Below are 23,063 nucleotides of genomic sequence, written 5' to 3' on the forward strand. Positions count from 1 at the left end.
GCCGACCACCGGCGATACCGCGTCCGCTGTCACAGTGCCTCCTGGTCGAGGGAGCGAGCGAGGCAGTCTCCCGCCGCCCCGGAACGCACCGGGCGGACGCGTCGAGAGGGGCAGCGCCTGGGAGACCGATCCCTCTCATACAAAGGCCCAGGCCCACGCTTCGCACGCCGGGGCCGCCTTCGGAGGCCGCTCGGCGTGCGCGGACGGCAGCGGCGGAGTAGCGGGGGTGACGAGGGACGCGGGCCGCTGACGCCTGTCGCACGCGGACGTACACGGCGGGCCCCGGCGGGTGGGCATCCACGCGCCGAGCCCCGGACTAGCCGAGCCCCGGACTAGTCTTCGTCTTCCTCTTCCTCGTCTCCCTCGTCCTCTTCCTCGTCTCCCTCTTCCTCGTCCTCCCCGTCCGGCTCCTGGTCGTCGAGGTCTTCGTCCTCGTCCTCGTCCTGCTCCTCCTCCACGGCCTCCTCGTGGGTGCGGACGACTTCGCCGTCCCGGATCTCCCCGCGCCAAGCCTCGGGTTCCTCGTCGGTGAGCGTGACGTACCGCTGGAAGTTCTTGAAGTCCAGCCGCAGACGGCGGCCTTGGGCGCGCCAGATGTTCCCGGTCTTCTCGAAGAACCCCGAAGGGTAGTACTCGACCACCAGGACGATCCTGGTCAGGTTGGGCGCCAATTCGTGGAAGCTGACGGCCCCTTGAGTGGTTCCCTTCGAGCCTTCGGACGTCCATACGATCCGGTCGTCGGGGACCTGTTCCAGGATGGTCGCCTTGAAGCTCCGGGTCGACGGGCCGACTTTGGTCTTCCAGTCGCTGGTCGTGTCATCGGCCTTCGACACGTTGCCCACGCCCTTGGTGAAGCCGGCGAACTTGTCGTACGCGGTCCAGTGGTCGTACGCCGTCCTCAACGGCACTCCCACATCGAGTACTTCGACGATGTTCGTGACCTTCACGTCACCGCTGCCCGGCCCGCTGCCGCCGCCGGTGCCCGTCAGGTCCTTGGCCTTGTCCACGACCGAGTCCTTGACGGATTTCGCCTTCTCCGAGAAAAGGGCGCGTACCGGCGATTCGCCGTGCAGGATGCGGGAGCCGATCGCGGGGAGCTGTCCGCCGTTGTCCGCGATATCCGTCAACTGCCCGGTGAGATCGGTCAGTTTGTCACCCACCCGGCCGACGGCACGGTCCAGTTGGGCGCTGAAGTAGCGTGAGACCTCCTCGCGCAGCCGACCGGCGTTCGAGGTGGCCGTCTCGGCCGCGCCCTTCTGCGTGCTGGTCATACCGAGTCACCTCCGACGGCTGGAGCGGGGGGATGCGGTCTTCTTGGCTTTCTTCGCCGGTGCCGCGGTCTTCTCAGCGGCGGCCTTCTTGGCCGGGGCCTTCTTGGCCGGGGCCTTCTTCTGCGGCGCCGACTTGCCGGCGGAGCGGGAGGTCCGGGGACGCCGCGCGGGCGGCGGTTCCTCCTCCTCTTCCTCCTCTTCTTCCTCTCCTTCTTCCTCTTCCTCTTCCTCTTCCGGCTCCTCGGGCTCTTCCTCGGACTCCTCCGGGGCCTGCTCCTCGTCCTCTTCCTCGTCCTCTTCCTCGTCGCCCTTGCGACTGAGCAGGGTCGTCCGGCCACTGATCGTGTCGGCCAGCGATCCCATGGCCCGGTCGGTGACCGCCGACAGCGCGCCACGGGCGGCTTCCGCACCCTGCTCGCGGACCTGCTCCTGCAACTCGGCGACCTGCGGCACCTCCGCCAGGCGGCGCACTCCCTCGGCAACCAGTTCCCTGGGGCCGAAGCCCAGTCCCTTTCCGGCGACGACCGTGGCCACCGTCAGGGCGAGTCGGCCTTTCTTGGTCCGCCCCAGTACGTATCCGCCGAGGACCGCGGTCGCCAGAGCGAGTTTCGTCTGATCTTCCATGAGTGATCCACCTTCGCCAGATTCTCGCGGTTCGACCGGCACGTGCCGTCCCGGCTGCCGGTTCGGCTGCCGTCTCAGCAGTGCTGCGGTCAGTTGTCGCGGCGAAGCCGACGACTATCGAGTGCGAGACGCATCGTTGCTGCCGTCGTCGTCCGAACCCGGTACGTGTACGTCGAGAACACCGATGTTGACCTCGACGACTTCGAGCCCGGTCATGCTCTCGACCGCGTCGGAGACGCTCGACCGGATGTCGTCGGTGGTCCGGGGAATCGGATAGCCGTACTCGACCACCACGCCCACATCCACAGCGGCCTGCTTCTCACCGACTTCCACCCGTACACCGCGTGTGACGTCCTCGGAACCGGACATCTTGTCCCTGGCGGCTCCCAGAGTCCGGGAAATACCGCCGCCCATCGCATATACGCCGGACGCTTCGCGGGTCGCGACACCGGCTATGGAGGCCACTACGGAATCCGCGATCGTCGTCGTTCCTTTGACGGCACCGTGGTGACCGCTCGACATCGGCGTTGATGTGGCTTCGTTCACTGTCATGGCCGACACATCTTCCTGAGAATAGAAGGCTTCGGAGAATCACCTCCGCCGCTCTCGAACACCCCGGGCGGAGGTCGGACGCCACAGTCCGCGGAGGCGGGAATTCCTCCAACGGCTGCGCCCACTGTCCACTGTGCTCCGCTCACCCGTATAACGCCATTCGAGTGAGCCGCCCCCGGAACAACGCCACCCACCGGCCGTCGCCCGGCGGGAATCAGCGTTCGTGCGCGTGGCGACGCCCCATCAGCGTTTGTGCGCGTCGCGACGCGCGGCCGCCCTGGCGCTCCGGGTGTCCCGCCGCCGGTCGCCGGATTCGGCTCGGCGCGTCTCGGACGTCCCGACCGGCTTCCGGCCGCCCTTCGCCGCCGGAGCGCTCGCCCGCCCGGAGTCACCGTCCACGGGCTTCCGGGTGCGCCGCTTCGCCTTGCCCGCCGCCCCGGCCCGGTCCGATCCCACGGCCCCGGCGGCGTCTCCGGCTGCGCGCGCCCCCTTCCGGCCCGCGCCGCTCGCGGCCTTCCCCACGTCCCGACCGGCGCCTTTCGCCGTCTCACCGGCATCTTCGCCGACGCCTTCGAGGGCTCCACCGGCGCTTCGCCCGGCGGACTCGACGGTGTCCCCGGCTCCCTTGCCGACAGCCTTCGTCGCCTGGCCGGCGCCCTCACCGACGTTCCGCGCGGTTTCGCCGACATCCCGGGCGGCCTCGCCGGCGCCCGCTCCTACGTTGTCGACGGCGCCCCCGGCCCCTTCGCCGACGTGCTCCACCGCGCCCCCGGCACCCTCGCCGACGTTCTCGACGGCGGCACCGGCCCCGTGCCCGACGTCTTCCACGGCCTCGCCCGCCCCCCGGCCCACATCCTGCACCGCGCCCCCCGTGCCCCTGCCGATCTCCTTGACGGCACTGCCCGCGCCCGTGCCGACCTCCTCGACCGCCTGCCCCAACCCCTTGCTGAGTTGCGTCAGGATCTCCGGGTTGCGGTCGATCGTCGTCAGTACGCGATTGACGATGGTCGCGACATTGTGAAGACGCACTTTCAATTGCGCCTGCGCCTCCACACCCTTGATGTCGAGGTCGACCGAGCCCAGCGCGACATCGGCGCCGACATTCAGTTTGAGGAGATCGAGGACTTCGGCCTGGAGAGACACATGAGCCCGCAAATCCTTCACATCGAGATGAATCTCGTCGACTTTGAGCACCGGGACGTCCAAATACACATCCGACGGCCCTTCGTCGGGCACGTCGCCTTCCGTGTAGTCGTCCGGTTCCGCGGTGACGATCTCCGCGTCTTCACCTTCGTACGCGTCCCGGTCGTAGTCGTCGCCGTCCCGGGCGTATCCCTCTTCGGCTTTCTCTGCCGTTTCCTCTGACGTTTTCTCTTCGAAGTCGTCGCTCTCGCGCATAGGGCACTTCCTCACTGGGCGCGGCCCGCTTCCCCAGTGTCATGCGCCTGCTCCACCGACGCAATTGCCCGCCTCACGGTCCGGCGTGACGGGGTGGCGGGGAGGCGGGGCGACGTCGTGGCGCGCGGGCCCGGAGGGGCGCCGCGTCGCGACGCGACGCGTGCGGGCGATGACCGGGGGTAGGCGCAGTGACATGACCGTCGCGAAGACCAGTGTTCTCGTCCTTGACTGTGCCGAACCCGCCGAACTGGCGGAGTTCTACTCCTCGTTCCTCGGCGCCGAGACACGCATCGGCTCCGACCCGGACTTCGTGGAGGTCGTCGGCAACGCCGGGGTCCATCTCGCGGTCCGGCGGGACCACGGCTACGCACCAGCGAGCTGGCCACGGCCCGAGAGTTCCCAGCAGGCCCATCTGCGGATCCTGGTGTCCCGGGAGGAGATCGACGAAGCGGAGCGGGAGGCGATAGCTCTCGGCGCCCGGCCCCTGGACACGAAGGACAACGGGGGGCCGCGGGACACCCGGCTCTACTCGGACCCGGCGGGGCACTCCTTCATCCTGACCGTGCTGCCCTGACCCGTCCTGACCTGCCCCGGCTCAACGGATCACCATCAACCGCGCCGGGACCCGGGGCGCCCGGCGGGGCGGCCCGGGTCCCGGCCCTGTCGCGTTCAGGAGCCGCGTTCAGGAGCCGAACTCCTTGAGGAACGCGGTGCAGAAGGCGTTCAGATCGTCCGGTTTCCGGCTGGTGATCAGGGTGCCAGGGGCGGCGGTGCACACCTTGACCTGCTCGTCCACCCAGGTGGCCCCCGCGTTGCGAAGGTCGGTCCGCAAGGACGGCCACGACGTCAGCGTCCTGCCGCGCACCACATCCGCCTCGATCAGCGTCCAGGGTGCGTGACAGATCGCCGCCACCGGCTTGCCCGCCTCGAAGAAGCTCTTGACGAAGGAGACCGCCGACCGGTCCGTCCGCAGCACGTCGGGGTTGGCGACGCCACCAGGCAGCACCAGCGCGTCGAAATCCGCGGCACTGGTGCCGGACACCGTCCGGTCGACGGGGAAGGTGTCCGCCTTGTCGAGATGGTTGAACGCCTGGATCTCCCCCGAGGCGGTGGAGACCAGCGTGCGTTCCCCACCCGCGTCGCCCACGGCCTTCCACGGTTCGGTCAGCTCGACCTGTTCCACGCCCTCGGGGGCCACGAGGAATGCCACTCGCATGCGACTCACGTCCTCTCTCCGTAGTGCCTTCCCGTGCCGCCTCGTCGGTACAGCACGGCTTGCACCCGCCTGCCCGGAGGTCGGATCTTCACACCCGGGCGGGAAATGCACCGGCCCTTGGGAATTCTTCCCGATTTCCGGCACAGGGGCGCGCTGGGAGCGGGATCATGGCGCCGGTCGGCGGGAGAGGCGGGAGAAGCCGGGGGAGCCGGGAGAGGCGGGAGAAGTCGGGAGGCGTCCCGGCTCAGGCCCCCGGCAGCCGGAACACCCACGTCTGCACCAACGTGGCGTCGTCCGAGGGACGGAAGACGTAATTGTCGTACACGCCCTGTTCGACCAGCCCGCAGGCGTCCGCCGAGGCCCGGATCGTCTCGGGGCCGACGCCGTACACCTGGTGGCGCTCGACGGACTTGAGGTACGGGGCGGCGGCCTCGGACTCCATGCGTACGAACTGGGTCCAGGTCATCTCGTAGCTGTCTCCGTCGGGACTGTTGGCGAAAGCCAGGATGAAGGCCATGTCGTCGAAGTCCCCGGCGAGGACGCGGCCCCCGCCGCGGCCGCCCATCCCGGCGGGTGACAGGACGTCGAAGACGAACAGGCCCCCCGGGCGCAGCGTCGCCGCGACCGAACGGAAGGTGGCCGCCAATTCGGTTTCGGTGAGGTAGTTCAGGGAGGCGCCGGGGCTGATGACCGCGTCGAAGTGCTGGTCGACAGGGATGTCGGGCAGGGTGGCACACAGCAGTGGCACGTCCGGCCCCAACCGTGAGCGGGCCTGGGTGAGCATGGCTTCCGAGCGGTCCAGGCCCACCACGCGATGGCCGCGCTCCACCAATTCCTGAAGCATCAGGCCCGTACCGCAGGCCAGTTCCAGGACGCTCTCGACGGGTGGGGCGCTGTCGGACCAGAGCCCGGTCAGGAAGTCGGCCTTGTCGTGGTGGAGTTTCTCGCCCAGTCCCGTGGTGACCAGCTCGCCGAGCCGGTCGTAGGTCTCCGCCACCGTGGTGTAGGGCTGCGGTGCGATGGTCTGGACGGTCGGGGTCCGGTCGGTCATGATGCCTCTTCCACTGTGCCTGCGTCTGTGCCTGCGTCTGTGCCTGTGCCTGCGCCTGGTTGTTCCGGGATCGCGGAGAGCGGTGTCCGCTCCGACCGGTCGGGTACGGTGCCGGCCGCCTCGTCGGCCGGTCGGAGTGCGATTCACCGTGGCGCGGCGGCCGGTTCCGTGCGGAACGACGGAATCTCGGGAAGCTGGTCCGGGTGGCCCACCGGCGACCAGTCCGGCTGCTCGGGGAAGGTGAAGTCGACCCTGTCGGTCAGACCGAGTTCGGCCACCAGCCGGCGCGCACCGGAGAAGTCGCGGACCAGCTGCCGCCCCTGTGGCATCGCGGCCAGGTCGCCGAGGATCTCGTCGGCCCCCTCGATGCCCGCCTCGGTGAGTTCCAGCCGCAGCACCGAGCGGTCCTGCTCGGCGAACGCGGCCAGTGCCACCGGCAGGCACCGGGCCACCGTCTCCCGCTGCGCGGCGTTCATCCTGGCGTACAGCTCGCACATCACGTGCACCAGGATCGAGCCGTGCGCCGACTCGTCCCGGAGGTGCAGTGTGGTGATCAGCGAGTGCACCGGCTGGATCTCCTTGTCCCGGGCGACCAGGGCGAGGAGGGCGTTGATGCAGGTCTCCGCGACCACGCTCCAGGTGAGGACCGCGATGTCGCGCTCCCACGCCTCCGGGAGTTCGGCCATCATCTGCTGGAGCCGCCGGTACGTGACCAGGACGGGCTGCCCCGGTCGCTCGCGGATGCCGCGCAGGCGCATGGTGCGGTCGTGCGCGGTCATGTGCAGGTAGGTGTGGAAGCTCTCGTCCACCAGCGCCTGCTGGATCGCCTGCCGGATCAACGGGGCTTCGCTGCCCGCCAGGCCACCGGCCATGACGAGGTGGAATCCGGGCTCGGCGACCAACTGTTCGGTGGCGATGACCCGTTCGTTGTATCCCAGCCACAGGCCGGTCCGTACGTGCTCGCGCTGCTCGGGCGCGGCGGCCAGGAAGAGCGGATGGTCCGCGAACGGCACCAGGCCCGGCGGATAGTCGGGCAGATCGGGGTTCCACGCCTCGGCGGTCCGGGTGGCGTCCGGGGCCTTGACCACCGCCGCCCGTTGCGGCCACGCGTCGACGATGCGGCGCAGGGTGGCTTCGGAGGCCGCGTCCGGGCCGGCCGGCTGCTCGGTGCTCAACGGCGGTGTCCCTCTCCGGTCGGGTGGTTCGCGATCACGTCGTGAGCCGTGGCGTCGGCCCCGGTCACGTCGTGAGCGATCACGTCGTGGGCGGTCGCGTCGTCGGATGTCAGTCCGTCCCCGCTCGGGTCGTCCCTCACCCCGAGCAGCCGCGCGCCGTCGTGCTCGCGCAGCACCGCGCACAGGCCGCGCAGGGCCGCCTCCGCGTGGTCGATCTCGGCGTCGGTCAGATACACGGAGGGCGCGAACCGCAAGGTGGCGGGGGCGCTGGCGGTCGGGAAGATCCGTACGGAGTGCGTACGCAGCAGATAACCGGCGGCCGCGTAGCCGAACGTGCCCGCCTCCGCGTGCTCCCGGATCGCGGGACAGCTGGAACGGCTCGGGTCGTGCAGTTCCAGGCCGAGCATCAGGCCCCTGCCCCGTACCTCCCTGACGACGTCGGGGAAATCGTGGCGCACGGCGTTCAGCATCGCCGTCAGCCGTCGGCCGCGCTCCTCGGCCCGGCGGTACGCGTCGCCGCCGCCGGCCTCCAGCAGCTCCAGGGTGCGGGCCGCGACCAGGGTGGAGAAGCCGTCCTTGGCGAACGTGGAGCTGTGCGCCATCTCGAACTGTGCCCGGTAGCGCGACCCGCGCACCAGGGTCACCGCCGCCTTGGCGATGCCGCCGCCCAGGCTCTTGCCCAGCGCGTAGTAGTCGCCGCGCAGGCCGATGGCGGAACTGGCGAGGAAGGTGCCGGTGCGCCCCATACCGCTCTGGATCTCGTCCACCACGACCGGGCAGCCGAGGGCGTCGCAGGTCCGCCGGATGTGCCGGGCGAACTCCTCGTCGAGCGGCCGGACCCCGCCCTCGCCCTGGATGGGTTCGAGTACGAACGCGCAGAACACCGGCAGTTCGTGCTCCGTCAGGCGCACCCGGCCGTCCAGCACCGTCAGGCCGAACAGGGTCCTGCGCCCGGCCGCGACGATCTCGTCCAGGACCTCGGGCCGGCCGACCGGCACGAATCGGCACTGGGCGGCCAGCGCGCGGAAGGGTTCGCGGTAGGCCGTGTTGTGGGTGAGCTGGACGCTGCCGACCAGTTTCCCGTGGAAGGAGCCCTCCAGTGCGAGGAGGACCGGCGGACACTGTGCGAGCGCCGTGTTGGCGGTCCGCACGGCGTCGATCAGGGCATCGACCGGGGCGTCGGCCGAGCCGTCCGCCGGGGCCGTCTCCGGCGGCCGGGTCCCGAGCCGCTCCCAGATGTCGTCGGGGAGCACGGCGGCGCCACGGCGCACGGCGGCGCGTACCGTATCGGCCTCGCCCTCGATGGCCCGCGTCAGCTCCGCCACCCTGAGCACCCGGTCGAGTTCCGCGTGCTTGACGGCCACCTCGATCGCCTCGGCGCCGCTGTTGGAGAAGATCGCCAGGTACGTCTCGTCGTCTCCTGACTCGCGGCGCACGATGGCGTTCAGCCGCTCCGCCACGTCATGGGCGTAGGGGTGCAGGGAGAACTGGGCGAACACCGGGGCGCGCCGGTCGAGGAGGCCCTGCGCGCAGGCGACGATCTCCGGGTGGTTGTGACCGAGGATGGTCGAGCCGAACCCGCCCACCAGGTCGAGTACCGGGATCTCCGCGCCGGCCGCGTCCAGGTGGTAGAGGGTGTTGCCCTCGGCGCGCACGTACTCGACCGCGAGCCCGAGCGAGGACAGGTGCCCGGACAGATACGGCTCCGCGAGATCCGCCCCGCGCGGTGCGGACCGTGCCGGTGGTGCCGCCGGTTCCGCTTGCGGCTGTGCTGCTGTGACCATGCCGTATGCCTTTCTCCCCCGTGACAGGGGCGGTGGTCCGTTCCCCGGGGTCGGTTGTCGGTTCCCGGGGTCGGGTGTCGGTTCCCCGGGGTCGGGTGTCCGTCTGTCGCCCCCGGGCCGGAACCGGGTGTTCAGAGGTTGGTGTCGATGAACGCGAACAACTCGTCGTCGTCCGCGAACCGGAGGTCTTCCGCCTCCGTCGCCTCCTCGGCGCCGGATCGCGGGGGTTCCTCGATCCGGGCGAGCAGTCCGCGCAGCCGTGCGGCGATCAGCCGGCCCGTCCCCTCGTCGGGCGGGTCGCTCAACGCCTTCTCCAGGCAGTCCAGTTCGGTGAGGCCGGGGGCCGGCAGCTCGGGCAGCAGCTCGTCGTGCAGGAACGCGGCGGTGTCCGCCGGGGTGGGGAAGTCGAACACCAGGGTCGCCGGGAGCCGGGCGCCGGTCGCCGCGGTCAGCCGGTTGCGCAGCTCCACCGCGGTCAGTGAGTCGAAACCGGCCTTCTTGAAGGGCTGCGCCGGGTCGATCCGGTCCCCGGAGGAGTGCCCGAGGACGGCCGCGGCCTCCTGGCGTACGAGGGCGAGCAGCGCGTGCCGCCGGGCCACCGGGTCGAGGCCGTCCAGTCGCAGGGTGCGGCGCGCCGCCGGCAGGGCGCGCCCGACCCGGCCGGCCAGGGTGAGCAGTACGTGCGGCAGCACACCGTCCCTGGCGCGCCGGCGCAGGACCGCCTGGTCCAGCGGCGCGGCGACCAGCACCGGGTGGGGCGACGCCAGACCCGCGTCCAGCAGTCGCATGCCGTGCGCGCCGGAGAGGGGACGCATCCCGGTGCGGCCGATCCGGGCGAGGTCGGCCTCGCCCAGATGCCCGGTCATGGCGCTGGCCCGGTCCCAGGGGCCCCAGGCCAGGGACACCGAGGCGTGCCCGGCCGCGCGGCGCCGGGTGGCGACGGCGTCGAGGAAGGCGCTCGCCGCCGCGTAATTGCCCTGGCCCGCGGTGCCCAGGACGCCGGCCACCGAGGAGAACACCACGAACGCGGCCGGGTCCGAGGCCCGGGTCAGCTCGTCCAGCCAGGTGACGCCGTCGGCCTTGGGCCGGAAGACCGCGTCCACCTGGTCGGCGTCCAGGGTGCCCATCACACCGTCGTCCAGCACACCCGCGGTGTGCACGACGGCGGTCAGCGGCGCGTCCGGGGGGATGCGGCCCAGCAGCGCCCGTACCTGCTCGCGGTCGGAGACGTCGCAGGCGACCGCCTCGACCCGGGCGCCCAACGCGCCCAGTTCGCGGCAGAGTTCACCGGCGCCCGGGGCGGCCGGGCCCCGGCGCGAAGCCAGCACCACATTGCGCACGCCGTGGTCGGCGACCGCGTGCCGGGCGACCACCGTGCCCGCCATACCGGTGCCGCCGGTGATCAGCACGGTGCCCGCCGGATCGAGCGGGCGGGCGGCACCGCCCGCCGTCTCCCCGGTGGGCACCCGGACCAGCCGGGGTACGTGCGGTGCCCCGGCGCGCACCGCGAACTGCGGTTCGCCCGCCTCGACGGCCGTGGCCAGGACCGCGCCCACCGCTTCGGCCCAGCGGTCGGGTGAGGCGTCGCCGGGGTCCTGGTCGAGGTCGGCGAGCACGAACCGGCCGGGGTGCTCGGTCTGCGCGCTGCGCACCAGCCCCCAGACGGCGGCCGCGACCGGATCGACGGGGTCGTCGTCGCCGACGGCGACGGCCCGCCGGGTCGCCACCACGAGCCGGCCGCCCGGCCGTTCCCGGTCGGCCAGCAGCGACTGGATCGCCGCCAGCACCCGGTGGACCTCCTGCCGGGCGCGTTCCGGTTCGGGCAGGCCGGGCCGGTCGGTCGCGGGCGGCAGCACCTGCCAGTCCGGCGCGTCCGCCGCGCCGGGGGGCGCCCCGTACACCACGACGGGCACCGGACCGGCGCCGGATGCCGGGAGGGCGCTCCAGGCGAGCCGCGCCAGCGCGTCGTCCGTACCGTCAGGACCGCCCGCCGGGTCCGGTGGCAGCGGACGGGTCGACAACGAGCCGACGTTCAGCACCGGGACGCCGTCCGCGGTGGCCATGTCGACGCTGATCCCGTCGGGTCCCGACCCGACGCGCACCCGCGCGGCGCTCACCGCGGTCGTGTGGAGCGCCACGTCGTTCCAGGCGAACGGCAGCACCGGTTCGCCGTCCGGTGCGGCCGCCAACGCGGCGTGCACGGCGGCGTCGAACAGGGCGGGGTGCACCGCGAACCCGGCCACGTCGGCCGGTTCGGGCAGCGCCACCTCGCCGAAGACCTCCGTCCCCCGGGTCCAGGCGGCGGTCAGGCAGCGGAACGCCGGGCCGTAGTCGTAGCCGCGATCGGCCAGCGCGTCGTAGAACGCGGCGACGTCGACCGGACGGGCTCCCTCGGGCGGCCATGTCCCGGTCCTCGCGGGCACCGCGCCGGCCGGCCCCGCCTCCGCCAGGCGGCCCACCGCGTGGCGGGTCCACGGCGCGTCCGCGTCACGCGGCCGGGTGTGGACCGTCACCTCCCGGCGCCCTTGCTCGTCGGCGCCGCCCACCCGCACCTGCGCGGACAGCGCTCCGGTGAGCCGCACCGGCGCCTGCACCACCAGTTCCTCCAGCACCGGGCAGCCCACCCGCTCGCCCGCCCGCAGCGCCATCTCCACCAGCGCCGTACCCGGCAGGAGCACGGCGCCGCCGACCGCGTGGTCGGCCAGCCACGGCTGTGCCTCCTGCGAAAGCCGCCCGGTCAGCAGTACGCCGCCGTCGCGCGGATCGTGCGCCTCGGCGCCCAGCAGCGGATGGTCGAACGGTTCCAGCCCGGCCGCGGCGAGACCCGACGACGGCCGGTCGGCCGGCCAGAAGCGGCGCCGCAGGAACGGGTGGGCGGGCAGCGCCACCGCTCTGCCGCCGGCCGGCAGCAACGGCGTCCAGTCGACCGGGACACCGCGTACGAACAGTTCGCCCAGCGAACGGGCGAACCGCTCCGGGCCGCCCTCGTCCCGGCGGAGCGTGCCGCACACCACGCCCGGCCGGCCGGCGTCCTCCAGGATGTCCTGGGTGGCGGCGGTGAGCACCGGATGCGAACTCACCTCGACGAACACCCCGAAGCCCTGCGCGGCCAGCGCCCGTACGGCCGGATCGAACCGCACCGGGCGGCGCAGATTGCGGTACCAGTAGTCGCCGTCCGCCTCCGCGCCGCGCTTCCACTCCCCGTCGACGGTCGAGTACCAGGGCACCTCCGGGACCGCCGGGGTGATGCCGTCGAGCAGCGGCGCCAACTCCTCGCGGACCGCCTCCACGCCGGGGGCGTGCGAGGCGTAGTCCACCGGGATCAGCCGGACCTGGGCGCCGCGCGACTCCAGCGCCAGTTGCGCGTCGGTCAGCGCCTCCGGCTCGCCGGCCAGGACCACAGCGGCCGGGCCGTTGACCGCGGCCACCTCCACCCGGCCGCGCCAGGGCCGCAGCAGCTCACGCACCCGGTGCTCCGGGAGGAGCACCGACAGCATCCCGCCGTGCCCCGCGAGCCGGGAGGCGATGGCCCGGCTGCGCAGCGCCACCACCCGTGCGGCGTCCTCCAGGGTCAGGGCGCCGGCCACACAGGCGGCGGCGATCTCGCCCTGGGAGTGGCCCAGCACGGCGTCCGGGCGTACGCCGCACTTCTGCCAGAGCGCCGCCAGCGACACCATCACCGCGAACGACAACGGCTGCACCACATCCACCCGGTCGCCCGGCGGCGCGTCGTCCGCGCCGTCCACCACATCCGCCAGCGACCAGTCGGTGTGCGGCGCGAGGGCCTGTGCGCACTGCGCCATGCGGGCCGCGAACACCGGTTCGCGGGCGCTCAGTTCACGCCCCATGCCGGCCCACTGGGCGCCCTGGCCGGGGAAGACGAACACGGTCCGGCCGGCCGGGCCGCCGGTCCCCGCCGTGCCGGTGACGGTGCGCGGGTCCGGGTTGCCCGAGGCGAGCGCCCGCAGCCCCTCGGCGAGCCGGCCGGCGTCTCCCATCAGTACCGCGCGGTGTTCCCAGGGGGTACGGGCGGCCAGCGCGTGCGCCAGATCGGCGGGCGCGGTGCCCGAGTCGAGCCGCTCGGCCAGTCGGCCGGAGAGGTCGGCCAGAGCCCGCGGCGACCTCGCGGACACCATGAGAGGCGCCGGCGTGTCCGGGGCGGCGCCGGGGGCGGCGGGGTCCGGTGTCCCGGCCGGTGCCTGTTCGAGGATCACATGGCTGTTGGTGCCGCTCATTCCGAACGAGGACACCGCGGCCCGCCGCGGCCGGCCGGACGCCGGCCAGGGGCGCCGCTCGGTCAGCAGCCGCACCTCGTCGCGGGACCAGTCCACCTCGCGGGTGGGCCGGTCGACGTGCAGGGTGCGCGGCAGCACCCCGTGGCCGAGGGCCAGCACCGTCTTGACCGTGCCGATCAGCCCGGCGGCGGCCTGGGTGTGCCCGAGGTTCGACTTCACCGAGCCGAGCAGCAGCGGATGTTCACGGTCCGGCCCGTAGACCGCCTGGAGCGCCTGCGCCTCGATGGGATCGCCGAGCACCGTGCCGGTGCCGTGGGCCTCCACGGCGTCGACCTCGCCCGGCGACAGGCCCGCGTCCGCCAGCGCGGCCCGGATCACCCGCTGCTGGGCCGGTCCGCTGGGCGCCGTCAGACCGTTGGAGGCGCCGTCCTGGTTGATCGCGCTGCCCCGGATCACGGCGAGGACCCGCCGGCCGTGCCGGCGGGCGTCCGACAGCCGTTCGAGGACGAGCACACCGACCGCCTCGGACCAGGCGGTGCCGTCCGCCGCGTCGGCGAACGACTTGCAGCGTCCGTCCGCCGCGAGTCCGCGCTGCCGGGAGAACTCGACGAACGGCTCGGTGGTCGCCATCACCGTCGCGCCGCCGGCCAGCGCCATGGAGCACTCCCCCGCCCGCAGCGCCCGTACCGCGAGATGCAGGGCGACCAGCGAGGACGAGCAGGAGGTGTCGACGGCGACCGCGGGGCCGTGCAGCCCCAGGACGTACGCCACCCGGCCCGCCGCCACCCCGGTGGCGTTGCCGCCGGCGCGGTAGCCGTCGAGGTCGGGCCGGGACGGGACCCGGCCCAGATACCCGTTGGCGAACAGCCCGGTGTAGACGCCCATGTCGTGGCCCTTGAGCGACGCCGGGTCGATCCCCGCGTGCTCGATCGCCTCCCACGAGGTCTCCAGCAGCAGCCGCTGCTGCGGGTCCATGGCCAGCGCCTCGCGGGGGGAGATCCCGAAGAAGTCCGCGTCGAACATGGCCGCGTCGTGCAGGAAGCCGCCGCTGCGGGTGCGGCTGCCGCCCCCGGTGTCCGGGGCCGGGTCGAACAGGCCGTCCAGGTCCCAGCCCCGGTCCTGTGGGAATCCGGAGACCGCGTCGCGTTCCTCGATCAGCAGCCGCCACAGCTCCTCGGGGCCGGTCACGCCGCCGGGCGCGCGCACGCCCATGCCGACGATCACCACCGGGTCCTCCGGAGCGGCCGGGAGGCGGGGCGCCGGTACGGGCACGTGGGCGGCCGGCGCCCCCTCCAGCAGTGTGTCCAGGTGCGCGGCCAGGGCGGCCGGGTCGGGGTGGTCGAACAACAGGGTCGCGGGCAGGGCGACATCCGCCGCCTCGGCCAGCAGATCGCGCACGCGCACGGCGGCCAGTGAGTCCACGCCCATGTCGGCGAACCCGGCCCCGGTGCGCAGGCCGTCCGGTCGGCGGCCCAGCGCCCGCTCGGTCGCCCACTCCACCAACTCCAGCGTCGGCCGGGCGCGTTCGGCCCATGGCGCCGGGCGGGCCGTGTCCCCGGTCGCCCCGCCCGCCGGGTCGGTGGCGGCCGGGGAGCCCGGCGCGGTGTCGGCCACGATCCGGCGCAGCGCGGTGCGATCGATCTTGCCGGCGGCGTTGCGCGGGATCGCGTCGACCAGGTGCAGCGATGTCGGCAGCTTGTAGCGCGCCAGCCGGGCGGCGGCGAAGGCCCGTACCGTCTCCACGGTGGGTTCGGCGCCTTCGGCCGCGACGGCCACCGCCGCCACCGCCTCCCCCTGGAGGGGGTGGGGCACACCGAGCACGGCCAGGTCGGCCAGCTCCGGGGAGCCGGCCAGGGCCGGTTCCACCTCGGCGGGGTAGATGTTCTCCCCGTTCGAGATGATCATGTTCTTGAGCCGGTCGACGATGGACAGGCAGCCCTCGTCGTCGAAGCGGCCGATGTCGCCGCTGTGGAACCAGCCGTCGGCGTCGAACGCGTCCGCGGTGGCCTTCGGGTCCTCCCAGTAGCCCGAGGTGACATTGGGCCCGCGCACGCACACCTCGCCCCGTACGCCGGGCTCGGTGACCGGCAGGCCGTCCGCCGGATCCACCAGCCGGACCTGCGTGAACGGCATCGGCCGGCCCGCCGAGCCCGCCTTCGTCCCGGTCGACGCGGCGGGCAGATAGGTGGCGTAGCACGAGGTCTCCGTCAGGCCCCACGCCTGCTGGAGCAGCACCCCGCGGCGGGCGTACGACACGATCAGGTCGGGCGGCACCGGGGCGCCCGAGACGATCGGCGTGTGCAGCCGGGACAGGTCCGCCCCGGCGAAGCCCGGCGCCTGCGCGATCGCCGCGTAGAGGGAGGGGATCGCGAACATGGTGTTGACCCGCAGTTCGGTGAGGTCCCGCAGCGCGCGGTCCGGGTCGAACCGGCGGCGGATCACCGTGGTCCCGCCACGGGCCAGGTTGCGCAGGGTGTGGCAGCCCAGGGCGCCGATGTGGAACAGCGGGGTGACGACCAGGTTGATGTCGTCGGGGCGGACGCCGGAGGCCCATTCCAGGTTGGCCGAGTTCCACCACACATTGCCGTGGGTGAGCCGAACGCCCTTGGCGCGCCCGGTCGTTCCCGAGGTGTACAGCAGCAGGGCCAGATGGTGGGCCTGGAGCGGCACGGGCTCGCGCACCGGGTGGGGCGCCCTGGCCAGGGCCCCGGACAGTGGTGTCCAGTGCGGTCCCACCGGCCGGTCCGCGGCGGCCCGCGGGTCGTCGTCGACGACCAGACACCGCAGTTCCCCGGCGGCCCCGGCGGCGTCCGCGACGGCGGTGTGCGCGGGTTCGGCGATCAGTGTGTGTGCCCCGCAGTCGCGCAGCACCGAGCCGACCCCGGCGGCGTCCAGGGCGTGGTTGACCGGTACGAAGACCGCGCCCAGCCAGGCGCAGGCGAGGTAGGTCTCCAGCAGCGCCGGGCTGTTCAGCCCCAGGTGGGCGACGCGTGCTCCCGCCGTCACCCCGGTGCCGGCCAGCACCTCGGCCAGCCGGCCGGCCCGGTCGGCCAGTGCGGGGTAGCCGATCTCCACGTCCTCGTACACGATCGCCGGTCCGGGCGACGGCTGCCGTGCCGTGTTCCGGACGGCTGCCGCCGGGTTGATGTCCACCTGCATGCGAATCTCCTGGAGGGGTGGCGGGAACGGATCGTCAGCCGGCCGCGGGGTCCGGCGCCGCGGAGGTGCCGGACGGTGGCGGGAACCAGCCCGCGCGGACGAAGAAGTCGACGTACCTGCCGAAGAGGGCGCTGTCGACGGGCGGGCAGTGCACCCCGCTGCCGGCGAGCGCCTCGCGGGTGTCGGAGACGTCCATCCGGGGATGCGACGCCCGTCGTTCGGCGATCAGCTCGAAGGAGTCGAGCAGCGGGATGATCGCGTTCTCCCGGTCGGCCAGCACCCGCTCCCGCCAGGCGGGCAGATCCAGTTCGCGCAGCGGGTAGCCGAGGGCGCGCAGGTCGGCCACGAAGTCGCCGTAGCCGTGGCCCTCGGGGTTGTGCAGGTGGAAGGTGCGGCCGGTGTTCTCCTTGCGGGCGGCCAGCTCGGTGATGGCCGCGCTGACGTAGTCGACCGGCACCATGTGCACCGGCCCGTCCAGCCCGGCCGGCACCGCGCCGGCCTGGAGCAGCCCCTTCAGGCTCATCCACACGAAGTCGCGTGTCTGGCAAGCCCCGTTGACCTGGTCGCCGCTGATCACGTCGGCGCGGTACACGGAGACGGGCAGGCCCCGGTCCTGGGCGATGCCGACGACCTGCTCGGCGACCCATTTGCTCCGGAGGTAGCCGTTGGACAGCGCCTCGGGCGGACCGGTGGGGTCGCCGGGCCGCAGCGCAGCGCCGTCGTCCGGCTCGCCGGCGAACACTCCGGTGCTGGAGACGTAGTGCATCGGAACGGTACGGTGCAGGGCCGCCAGCCGGAGCAGCTCCTGGGTGCCGCCCACGTTGGCCGCCCGCAACTCGGTGTAGGGCCGGAGCCAGTTGACGGCGGCGGCGGCGTGGTGGACGACGTCGACGCTGCGGGCGAGCAGGTCGAACCGCGCTTCGGACAGGCCCAGTCGGGGCGCGGCCAGATCGCCGACGACCACGGTCAGCCGGTCGGGGTCGATCTGGTCGTCGATCCGGTACCAGCGCAGGTTGGCCCGCAGCCGGCGCTCGGCCTCGGCCCGGTCGGCGCCGCGCACCAGGCAGTGGACGGTGGCGTCGGTCGACCGCATCAGGTCGCGCAGCAGGAACGCCCCGAGGAAGCCGCTCGCGCCGGTCAGCAGGATCTCGCGGGGGTTCTCCGCCACCAGGCTGACGTCCCCCGCGGGCTGTACGTCGTCGGCCAGCCGTACGTCGGCGCGCATGTCCTCGACGCCGGTGGCCGGGGCCGTGGCGGTGGGAGCCCCGGTGGCGGTCACCGGGGTCGCGGCGGCGAGGAGTTCGCCCAGCAGGTACCGCGCCAGCTCCTGGGGCGTGGGGTGGTCGAAGACGGCGGTCGCCGGCAGCCGCAGCCCGGTCGCCTCGGCGAGCCGGTTGCGCAGTTCCACCGAGACCAGGGAGTCGAAGCCCATCCCGGTGAAGCGCTCCGTGGGGTCGACGGCACCCGGATCGCTGTGTCCGAGCACGCGGGCGGTCTCGGCGCGGACCGTTGTGCCGACGGCCTCCAGGCGTTCGCCCTCCGGCAGCGCGGCGATCCGCGCGGACAACGGTCCGGTGTCGGCGCCGGCCGCCCGCACGGTACGGCGGGGCGCCCCCGGCAGCACGCGGGAGAACAGCAGGGGTACCCGACCGCCGTCCGCGCGCACCGCGCGGTGGTCCAGCGGGGTGGCGACCAGCGCGGGCCGCCCGGTGCGCAGCGCGTCGTCCAGCAGCGCCGGGCCGTCGTGCTCGGTGACCGGCGCGAAGCCGGCCCGGGCGATCCGCTTCAGGTCCACGTCGGCCAGGTGGCCGGTCATTCCGCTCTCGTGCGCCCACAGGCCCCAGGCCAGTGAGGCCGCCGGGAGGCCGTGGGCGGCGCGGTGTTCGGCGAGGGCGTCCAGGAAGGCGTTGGCGGCGGCGTAGTTGGACTGTCCGGGCCCGCCGATGATGCCCGCGATCGACGAGAACAGCACGAACGCGGACAGGTCGAGGTCGCGGGTCAGTTCGTGCAGGTGCCACGCGGCGTGCACCTTGGGCCGGAGCACCGCCTCGAACCGCTCGGGGGTCATGGCGGCGAGCACGCCGTCGTCGAGTACCCCCGCCGTGTGCACGACCGCGCCGAGCGGGTGGTCGCCGGGGACGGTGGCGAGCAGCCCGGCGGCTGCCGTCCGGTCGGACAGGTCGCACGCGGCGAGTGTCACCACGGCGCCCAGTGCGGTGAGTTCGGCGGCCAGCTCCCGCGCGCCGGGCGCGTCCGCGCCCCGGCGTCCGGCGAGCAGCAGGTGGGTGACGCCGTGCCGACGCACCAGGTGGCGGGCGAACAGGGCGCCCAGGGCTCCGGTGCCACCGGTGATCAGTACGGTGTCGCCGGGACGCCACGGCCCCGTGAGCGGCTCCCGTGCGCGGTGGCCGTCGGGCTCGGCGGCCGGGGCGGGGCCCAGACGCGGCACCAGGACCCGACCGGCGCGCACCGCGCTCTGCGGCTCGCCGGAGGCGATCGCCGCCGCCAGCGCGGCACCGGACGCCGGGTCGTCGTCCAGGTCGACCAGGGCGATACGTCCGGGCGCCTCCGACTGCGCTGAGCGGACCAGGCCCCAGATCGGGGCGGCGACCAGGTCGGACACCTCGTACGGGCCGTGGTCCGCCGGGCCGACCCGGACCGCGCCCCGGGTGAGGACGACCAGCGGGACGGCGGTGGCCCGGTCGTCGGCGAGCCACGCCTTCACCAGTGCCAGCGCCCCGAGCGCGGCGTCGCGCGCGCGCTCGGGGACGTCGTCGCCGGGCCGGAAGAGGAACGTCGCCACGACCGGCCGAGGGCCGCCGGGGCCGGTGGCCGCGTCCAGCGCCGTGTCCAGGTCGGCGAAGCGCGGGGCGCCGGTGAGTCCGGGGGCGGTGTCGGTGTCGCCGTGGTCCAGCAGCGCCCAGTCGGCCGGTTGGCCGCAGGGCGCCACCGACACCGGCCGCCAGTCCAGTCGGAACAGCGCGTCCCGCTGCCGGGAGCGCGCCGCCTCGGCGTCGTCCCGGTCGCCGGTGATCAGCGGCGCCGTGGCCAAGCCGACGGACGCGACCGGGCGGCCCGCCGGGTCGGCCAGGCGCACCGTCACACCGTCCGGGCCGCCGATGGTGATCCGGGCGCGCACCTCGGTCGCGCCCGACGCGTACAGCCGGACGTCGCCGAGCCGCCCCGCGTCCGGTGCTCCGGCCTCGCCGGCCGCTCCGCCGTCCTCGGGGGTGACGGCGCGACGCAGCGCGGCGTCCAGCAGCAGGGGGTGCAGGACGAAGCCCTCTACCGGCGTGTCCCGCGGCAGCCGGATGTCGGCGAAGATCTCGTCGTCGCGCCGCCACAGCGCGCGCACCGGATTCTCCGTATCCGCAGGGCCGTCGCCGGGGACGAGCGGCTCGGCGCCGGGAGCGATCGGCTCGGCGCCGGCCGGGGGCCATTCGGCCACGCCGAAGGGCACTTCGCCGGCGCCCGGCGCGACCGTGCCCGCTCCGCACGCCGTCCACGCCGCGCCGCCGTCCCGGGGGCGGGTGTGGACGGTGAACGCGCGGCGCGCGGCGTCGTCCGGCGGCCCGAGGACCACCTGGAGCTCCAGTGCTCCCCGCTCGGGCAGCACCGCCGGGTGGTGCACCACGAGGTCCTCGACCACTTCGCAGCCCACGCCGTCCCCGGCCCGTACGGCCAGTTCCGCCAGCAGCGCGGTGGGCAGCACCGGGTCGCCGCACCGGGCGCGGGCGGCCAGCCACGGGTGGGAGCGCGCGGATACCCGGCCGGTGAACACCACGTCGCCGCGGCCCGCGACCACGACCGGTGTCCCCGGCACCGGGTGGCCGCTCTCCGGGGTGGCCGTCCCGTCGTCGGACGGCTCCGCCCAGTACCGCTCCCGCTGGAACGGATAGCCGGGCAGTTGCGCCGGCCGGGCGCCGGAGGGGGCGGCGAACGCCGCCCGGTCGACCGGGAGTCCGATGGTCCACAGCTGGGCCACCGCCGTCACGACGCTGTGGCACTCGGGCAGTTCGGCGCGCAGCGCGGCCAGCGGGGTGACCGGCCGCGGTCCGGCGGTGCACTCCTCGACGAGGGCGGACAGCACACCGGCGGGCCCGAGTTCCAGGGTCGCCCCGACCCCCCGGGCCGCCAGGGTGCGCATGGCGTCCAGGAAACGGACCGGCCGGCGCAGCTGCTCGGTCCAGTAGCGGGGCGAGCACAGCCGCTCGGGGTCCGCGACCTCGCCGGTGAGGGTGGAGACGATCGGAATCCGCGGGGCGCGCAGTTCGAGACCTCGCATCACCTCGGCGAACTCACCGAGCATCGCGTCGATGTGCGAGGAGTGCGCCGCCTGGTCGATCGGCAGCCGCTTGGTGCGGCGCCCGCGTGCCTCCAGGGCGCGGGCCACCGCGGACACCGCGTCGGCGTCGCCGGAAATCACCACGGACGAGGGGCTGTTGACCGCCGCCACGTCCACACGGCCGCCGTGTTCGGCGAGCAGCGGCGCGACTTCGTCCTCGGCCGCCTCCACCGCCGCCATCGCGCCGTGGGTGGGCAGTGCCTGCATCAGCCTGCCCCGGGCGGTGATCGCGACGGCCGCGTCCGCCGCCGACAGGACCCCCGCCACCTGGGCCGCGGCCAGTTCGCCGGTCGAGTGTCCGACCAGGTAGTCCGGGCGCACCCCCCAGGACTCGACGAGCCGGAACATCGCCACCTCGAAGGCGTACAGGGCCGGTTGGGCGTACGTCATCTCCCGCAGCCGCCCGCCGTCGGCGATCACCTCGCGCAGGGGGTGCTCCAGATACGGGTCGAGATGGGCGCACACCGCGTCGAAAGCCGAGGCGAACACGGGGAACTCCCGGTACAGCTCCTCGCCCATCCGCGCGTGCTGCGCGCCATGGCCGGTGAAGAGGAATCCCAGCCCGCCGGGGGACGCGGAGCCGCGCGTCGTCCGTGGTCCGCCGCCGTCGCGGGCGAGCGCGTCCAGCGCGTCGAGGAGCGTGGCGCGGTCGGTGCCCACCACGGCGGCCCGGTGTTTGAGCTCCGACCGGCCACGGGCGAGGGTGAGGGCCACGTCGCGGTACGGGATGTCCGGCTCGCCCCGGAGGAAGCCGGCCAGCCGGCCGGCCTGGGCGCGCACCGCTTCGGGGCTCGCGGCGGACAGCAGCCACGGGACGGTGGTGGCCCCGGCGCCGGGCGCTCCGGCCGGTGCGGGTTCCGGTGCGGGGGGCTGCTCCAGCACCACATGGGCGTTGGTCCCGCTGACCCCGAACGCCGACACCGCGGCGCGGCGCGGTGTGCCGGCGGCCGGCCACGGCCGGGGTTCGGTGAGCAGTTCCACCCCGCCAGCCGACCAGTCCACCAGGGGCGTCGGCCGGTCGATGTGGAGGGTCGCGGGCAGCGTCCCGTGCCGCATGGCCTGCACCATCTTGATCACGCCGGCGATGCCCGCCGCTGCGGCGGTGTGACCGATGTTGGACTTCAGCGAGCCCAGCCGCAGCGGACGCTGCGGCGGCCGGCCCGCTCCGTAGACGGACAGCAGGGCCTGGGCCTCGATCGGGTCGCCCAGGGTGGTGGCGGTGCCGTGCGCCTCGACGGCGTCCACGTCGGCCGGTGCGAGTCCGGCGTCGGCCAGCGCCTCCCGGATCACCCGCTCCTGCGCGGGGCCGCTGGGCGCGGTCAGCCCGTTGGACGTGCCGTCCTGGTTGACCGCGCTCCCGCGCAGCAGCGCCAGCACCCGGTGTCCGTGGCGACGGGCGTCGGACAGCCGCTCCAGCAGCACCAGTCCGACGCCCTCGGACCAGGCGGTGCCGTCCGCCGAGGCGGCGAACGACCGGCACCGGCCGTCCGGCGACAGACCGCGCTGCCGGGCGAAGTCCACGAACCCGCCGGGCGTCGCGGTGATCGTCACCCCGCCGGCCAGGGCCATGCGCGACTCGCCCTCGCGCACCGAGCGCGCCGCGAGATGCAGGGCGACCAGGGAGGAGGAGCAGGCGGTGTCCACGCTGATCGCCGGCCCCTGGAAGCCGTACGTGTAGGCGATCCGGCCGGACGCGACGGCGGCCAGCCTCCCGGTGAGCAGATAGCCCTCGCACTCGCGGGGGCCGGTCAGCCCGAGATAGCTCTGCTCGGTGACGCCCGCGAACACCCCGACGGGTGCCCCGCGCAGCGAGGCCGGGTCGATGCCCGCCTGTTCGAAGAGTTCCCAGGAGGTCTCCAGCAGCACCCGCTGCTGCGGGTCCATCGCCAGCGCCTCGCGCGGCGAGATGCCGAAGAACGCGGCGTCGAAGCCGGTCGCGGTGGAGAGGAAGCCGCCCGCGCGGGCGTAGGTGGTGCCGGGGGTCTCCGGATCGGGGTCGTACAGCGCCTCCAGGTCCCAGCCGCGGTCGGTGGGGAACGGGGTGATGGCGTCACGGCCGTCCTCGACCAGGCGCCACAGGTCGTCCGCGCTCTCCACGCCGCCGGGGAAGCGGCAGGCCATGCCGACGATCGCCAGCGGTTCGCGGTCGGCGGACTCCAGGTCCGCGATACGGGCGCGGGCGTCCCGCAGTTCCCCGGCGACGCGCTTCAGGTACTGGACGAGCTTTTCCTCATCCGACATCGGTCACTCTTC

General features: G+C 73.8%; 11 protein-coding genes. 1 reads left to right on the forward strand and 10 read right to left on the reverse strand.

The window, feature by feature from the left end:
- Positions 1-332 precede the first annotated feature (332 nt).
- From ACFY6S_RS21190 to ACFY6S_RS21205, 4 genes are all read right to left on the reverse strand, one after another.
- Positions 333-1,271 (reverse strand): SRPBCC family protein, encoded by a 939-nt coding sequence (locus ACFY6S_RS21190; protein WP_388829860.1) that lies wholly within the window; start codon positions 1,269-1,271, stop codon positions 333-335.
- Positions 1,272-1,277: 6 nt separating this feature from the next.
- Positions 1,278-1,895 carry a histone protein gene (locus tag ACFY6S_RS21195; RefSeq protein WP_388829857.1) on the reverse strand — a complete coding sequence of 206 codons (618 nt, stop codon included), beginning with the start codon at positions 1,893-1,895 and terminating at the stop codon, positions 1,278-1,280.
- Positions 1,896-2,009: 114 nt separating this feature from the next.
- On the reverse strand, positions 2,010-2,447 hold the full coding sequence (locus ACFY6S_RS21200; RefSeq protein ID WP_388829854.1) for an Asp23/Gls24 family envelope stress response protein: 438 nt from the start codon (positions 2,445-2,447) through the stop codon (positions 2,010-2,012).
- A 243-nt stretch (positions 2,448-2,690) separates the two neighbouring features.
- A complete protein-coding gene (locus ACFY6S_RS21205) occupies positions 2,691-3,845 on the reverse strand; it encodes a hypothetical protein (protein WP_388829851.1) in 1,155 nt (384 codons plus the stop codon).
- A 193-nt stretch (positions 3,846-4,038) separates the two neighbouring features.
- Here ACFY6S_RS21205 and ACFY6S_RS21210 point away from each other — a divergent pair, with 193 nt between their 5' ends.
- Positions 4,039-4,419, forward strand: coding sequence for a VOC family protein (locus ACFY6S_RS21210; RefSeq protein ID WP_388829848.1), 381 nt, complete (start codon positions 4,039-4,041; stop codon positions 4,417-4,419).
- A gap of 108 nt (positions 4,420-4,527) precedes the next feature.
- On the opposite strand, the gene ACFY6S_RS21215 is transcribed toward ACFY6S_RS21210, so the two are convergent.
- From ACFY6S_RS21215 to ACFY6S_RS21240, 6 genes are all read right to left on the reverse strand, one after another.
- Positions 4,528-5,061: a type 1 glutamine amidotransferase domain-containing protein gene (locus ACFY6S_RS21215; protein ID WP_388829845.1), complete on the reverse strand. Its 534-nt coding sequence runs from the start codon at positions 5,059-5,061 to the stop codon at positions 4,528-4,530.
- 244 nt (positions 5,062-5,305) lie between these two features.
- The gene (locus ACFY6S_RS21220; RefSeq protein WP_388829842.1) at positions 5,306-6,112 is read right to left on the reverse strand and encodes a methyltransferase domain-containing protein; all 807 of its coding nucleotides are present in this window, start codon (positions 6,110-6,112) and stop codon (positions 5,306-5,308) included.
- 143 nt (positions 6,113-6,255) lie between these two features.
- On the reverse strand, positions 6,256-7,287 hold the full coding sequence (locus ACFY6S_RS21225; protein WP_388829839.1) for a diiron oxygenase: 1,032 nt from the start codon (positions 7,285-7,287) through the stop codon (positions 6,256-6,258).
- Positions 7,284-9,071, reverse strand: coding sequence for an aspartate aminotransferase family protein (locus ACFY6S_RS21230; RefSeq protein ID WP_388829836.1), 1,788 nt, complete (start codon positions 9,069-9,071; stop codon positions 7,284-7,286). Before ACFY6S_RS21230 ends, ACFY6S_RS21225 begins: the two co-directional genes overlap by 4 nt.
- Before the next feature lie 131 nt (positions 9,072-9,202).
- Positions 9,203-16,465, reverse strand: a complete 7,263-nt coding sequence (locus ACFY6S_RS21235; protein ID WP_388829833.1) for an SDR family NAD(P)-dependent oxidoreductase — start codon at positions 16,463-16,465, stop codon at positions 9,203-9,205.
- Between the two features lie 34 nt (positions 16,466-16,499).
- On the reverse strand, positions 16,500-23,021 hold the full coding sequence (locus ACFY6S_RS21240) for a thioester reductase domain-containing protein (protein ID WP_388830103.1): 6,522 nt from the start codon (positions 23,019-23,021) through the stop codon (positions 16,500-16,502).
- Positions 23,022-23,063: the final 42 nt, after the last annotated feature.

Origin of the sequence: Streptomyces sp. NPDC012835 (genome assembly GCF_042900885.1) — a bacterium.
In the GTDB taxonomy this organism is placed as follows: domain Bacteria; phylum Actinomycetota; class Actinomycetes; order Streptomycetales; family Streptomycetaceae; genus Streptomyces.

What these genes read in the sequence shown, in the direction of transcription:
- ACFY6S_RS21190 (WP_388829860.1), bottom strand. Translation starts at nt 1,271, where the DNA reads ATGACCAGCACGCAGAAGGGCGCGGCCGAGACGGCCACCTCGAACGCC.
- ACFY6S_RS21195 (WP_388829857.1), bottom strand. Translation starts at nt 1,895, where the DNA reads ATGGAAGATCAGACGAAACTCGCTCTGGCGACCGCGGTCCTCGGCGGA.
- ACFY6S_RS21200 (WP_388829854.1), bottom strand. Translation starts at nt 2,447, where the DNA reads ATGACAGTGAACGAAGCCACATCAACGCCGATGTCGAGCGGTCACCAC.
- ACFY6S_RS21205 (WP_388829851.1), bottom strand. Translation starts at nt 3,845, where the DNA reads ATGCGCGAGAGCGACGACTTCGAAGAGAAAACGTCAGAGGAAACGGCA.
- ACFY6S_RS21210 (WP_388829848.1), top strand. Translation starts at nt 4,039, where the DNA reads ATGACCGTCGCGAAGACCAGTGTTCTCGTCCTTGACTGTGCCGAACCC.
- ACFY6S_RS21215 (WP_388829845.1), bottom strand. Translation starts at nt 5,061, where the DNA reads ATGCGAGTGGCATTCCTCGTGGCCCCCGAGGGCGTGGAACAGGTCGAG.
- ACFY6S_RS21220 (WP_388829842.1), bottom strand. Translation starts at nt 6,112, where the DNA reads ATGACCGACCGGACCCCGACCGTCCAGACCATCGCACCGCAGCCCTAC.
- ACFY6S_RS21230 (WP_388829836.1), bottom strand. Translation starts at nt 9,071, where the DNA reads ATGGTCACAGCAGCACAGCCGCAAGCGGAACCGGCGGCACCACCGGCA.
- ACFY6S_RS21235 (WP_388829833.1), bottom strand. Translation starts at nt 16,465, where the DNA reads ATGCAGGTGGACATCAACCCGGCGGCAGCCGTCCGGAACACGGCACGG.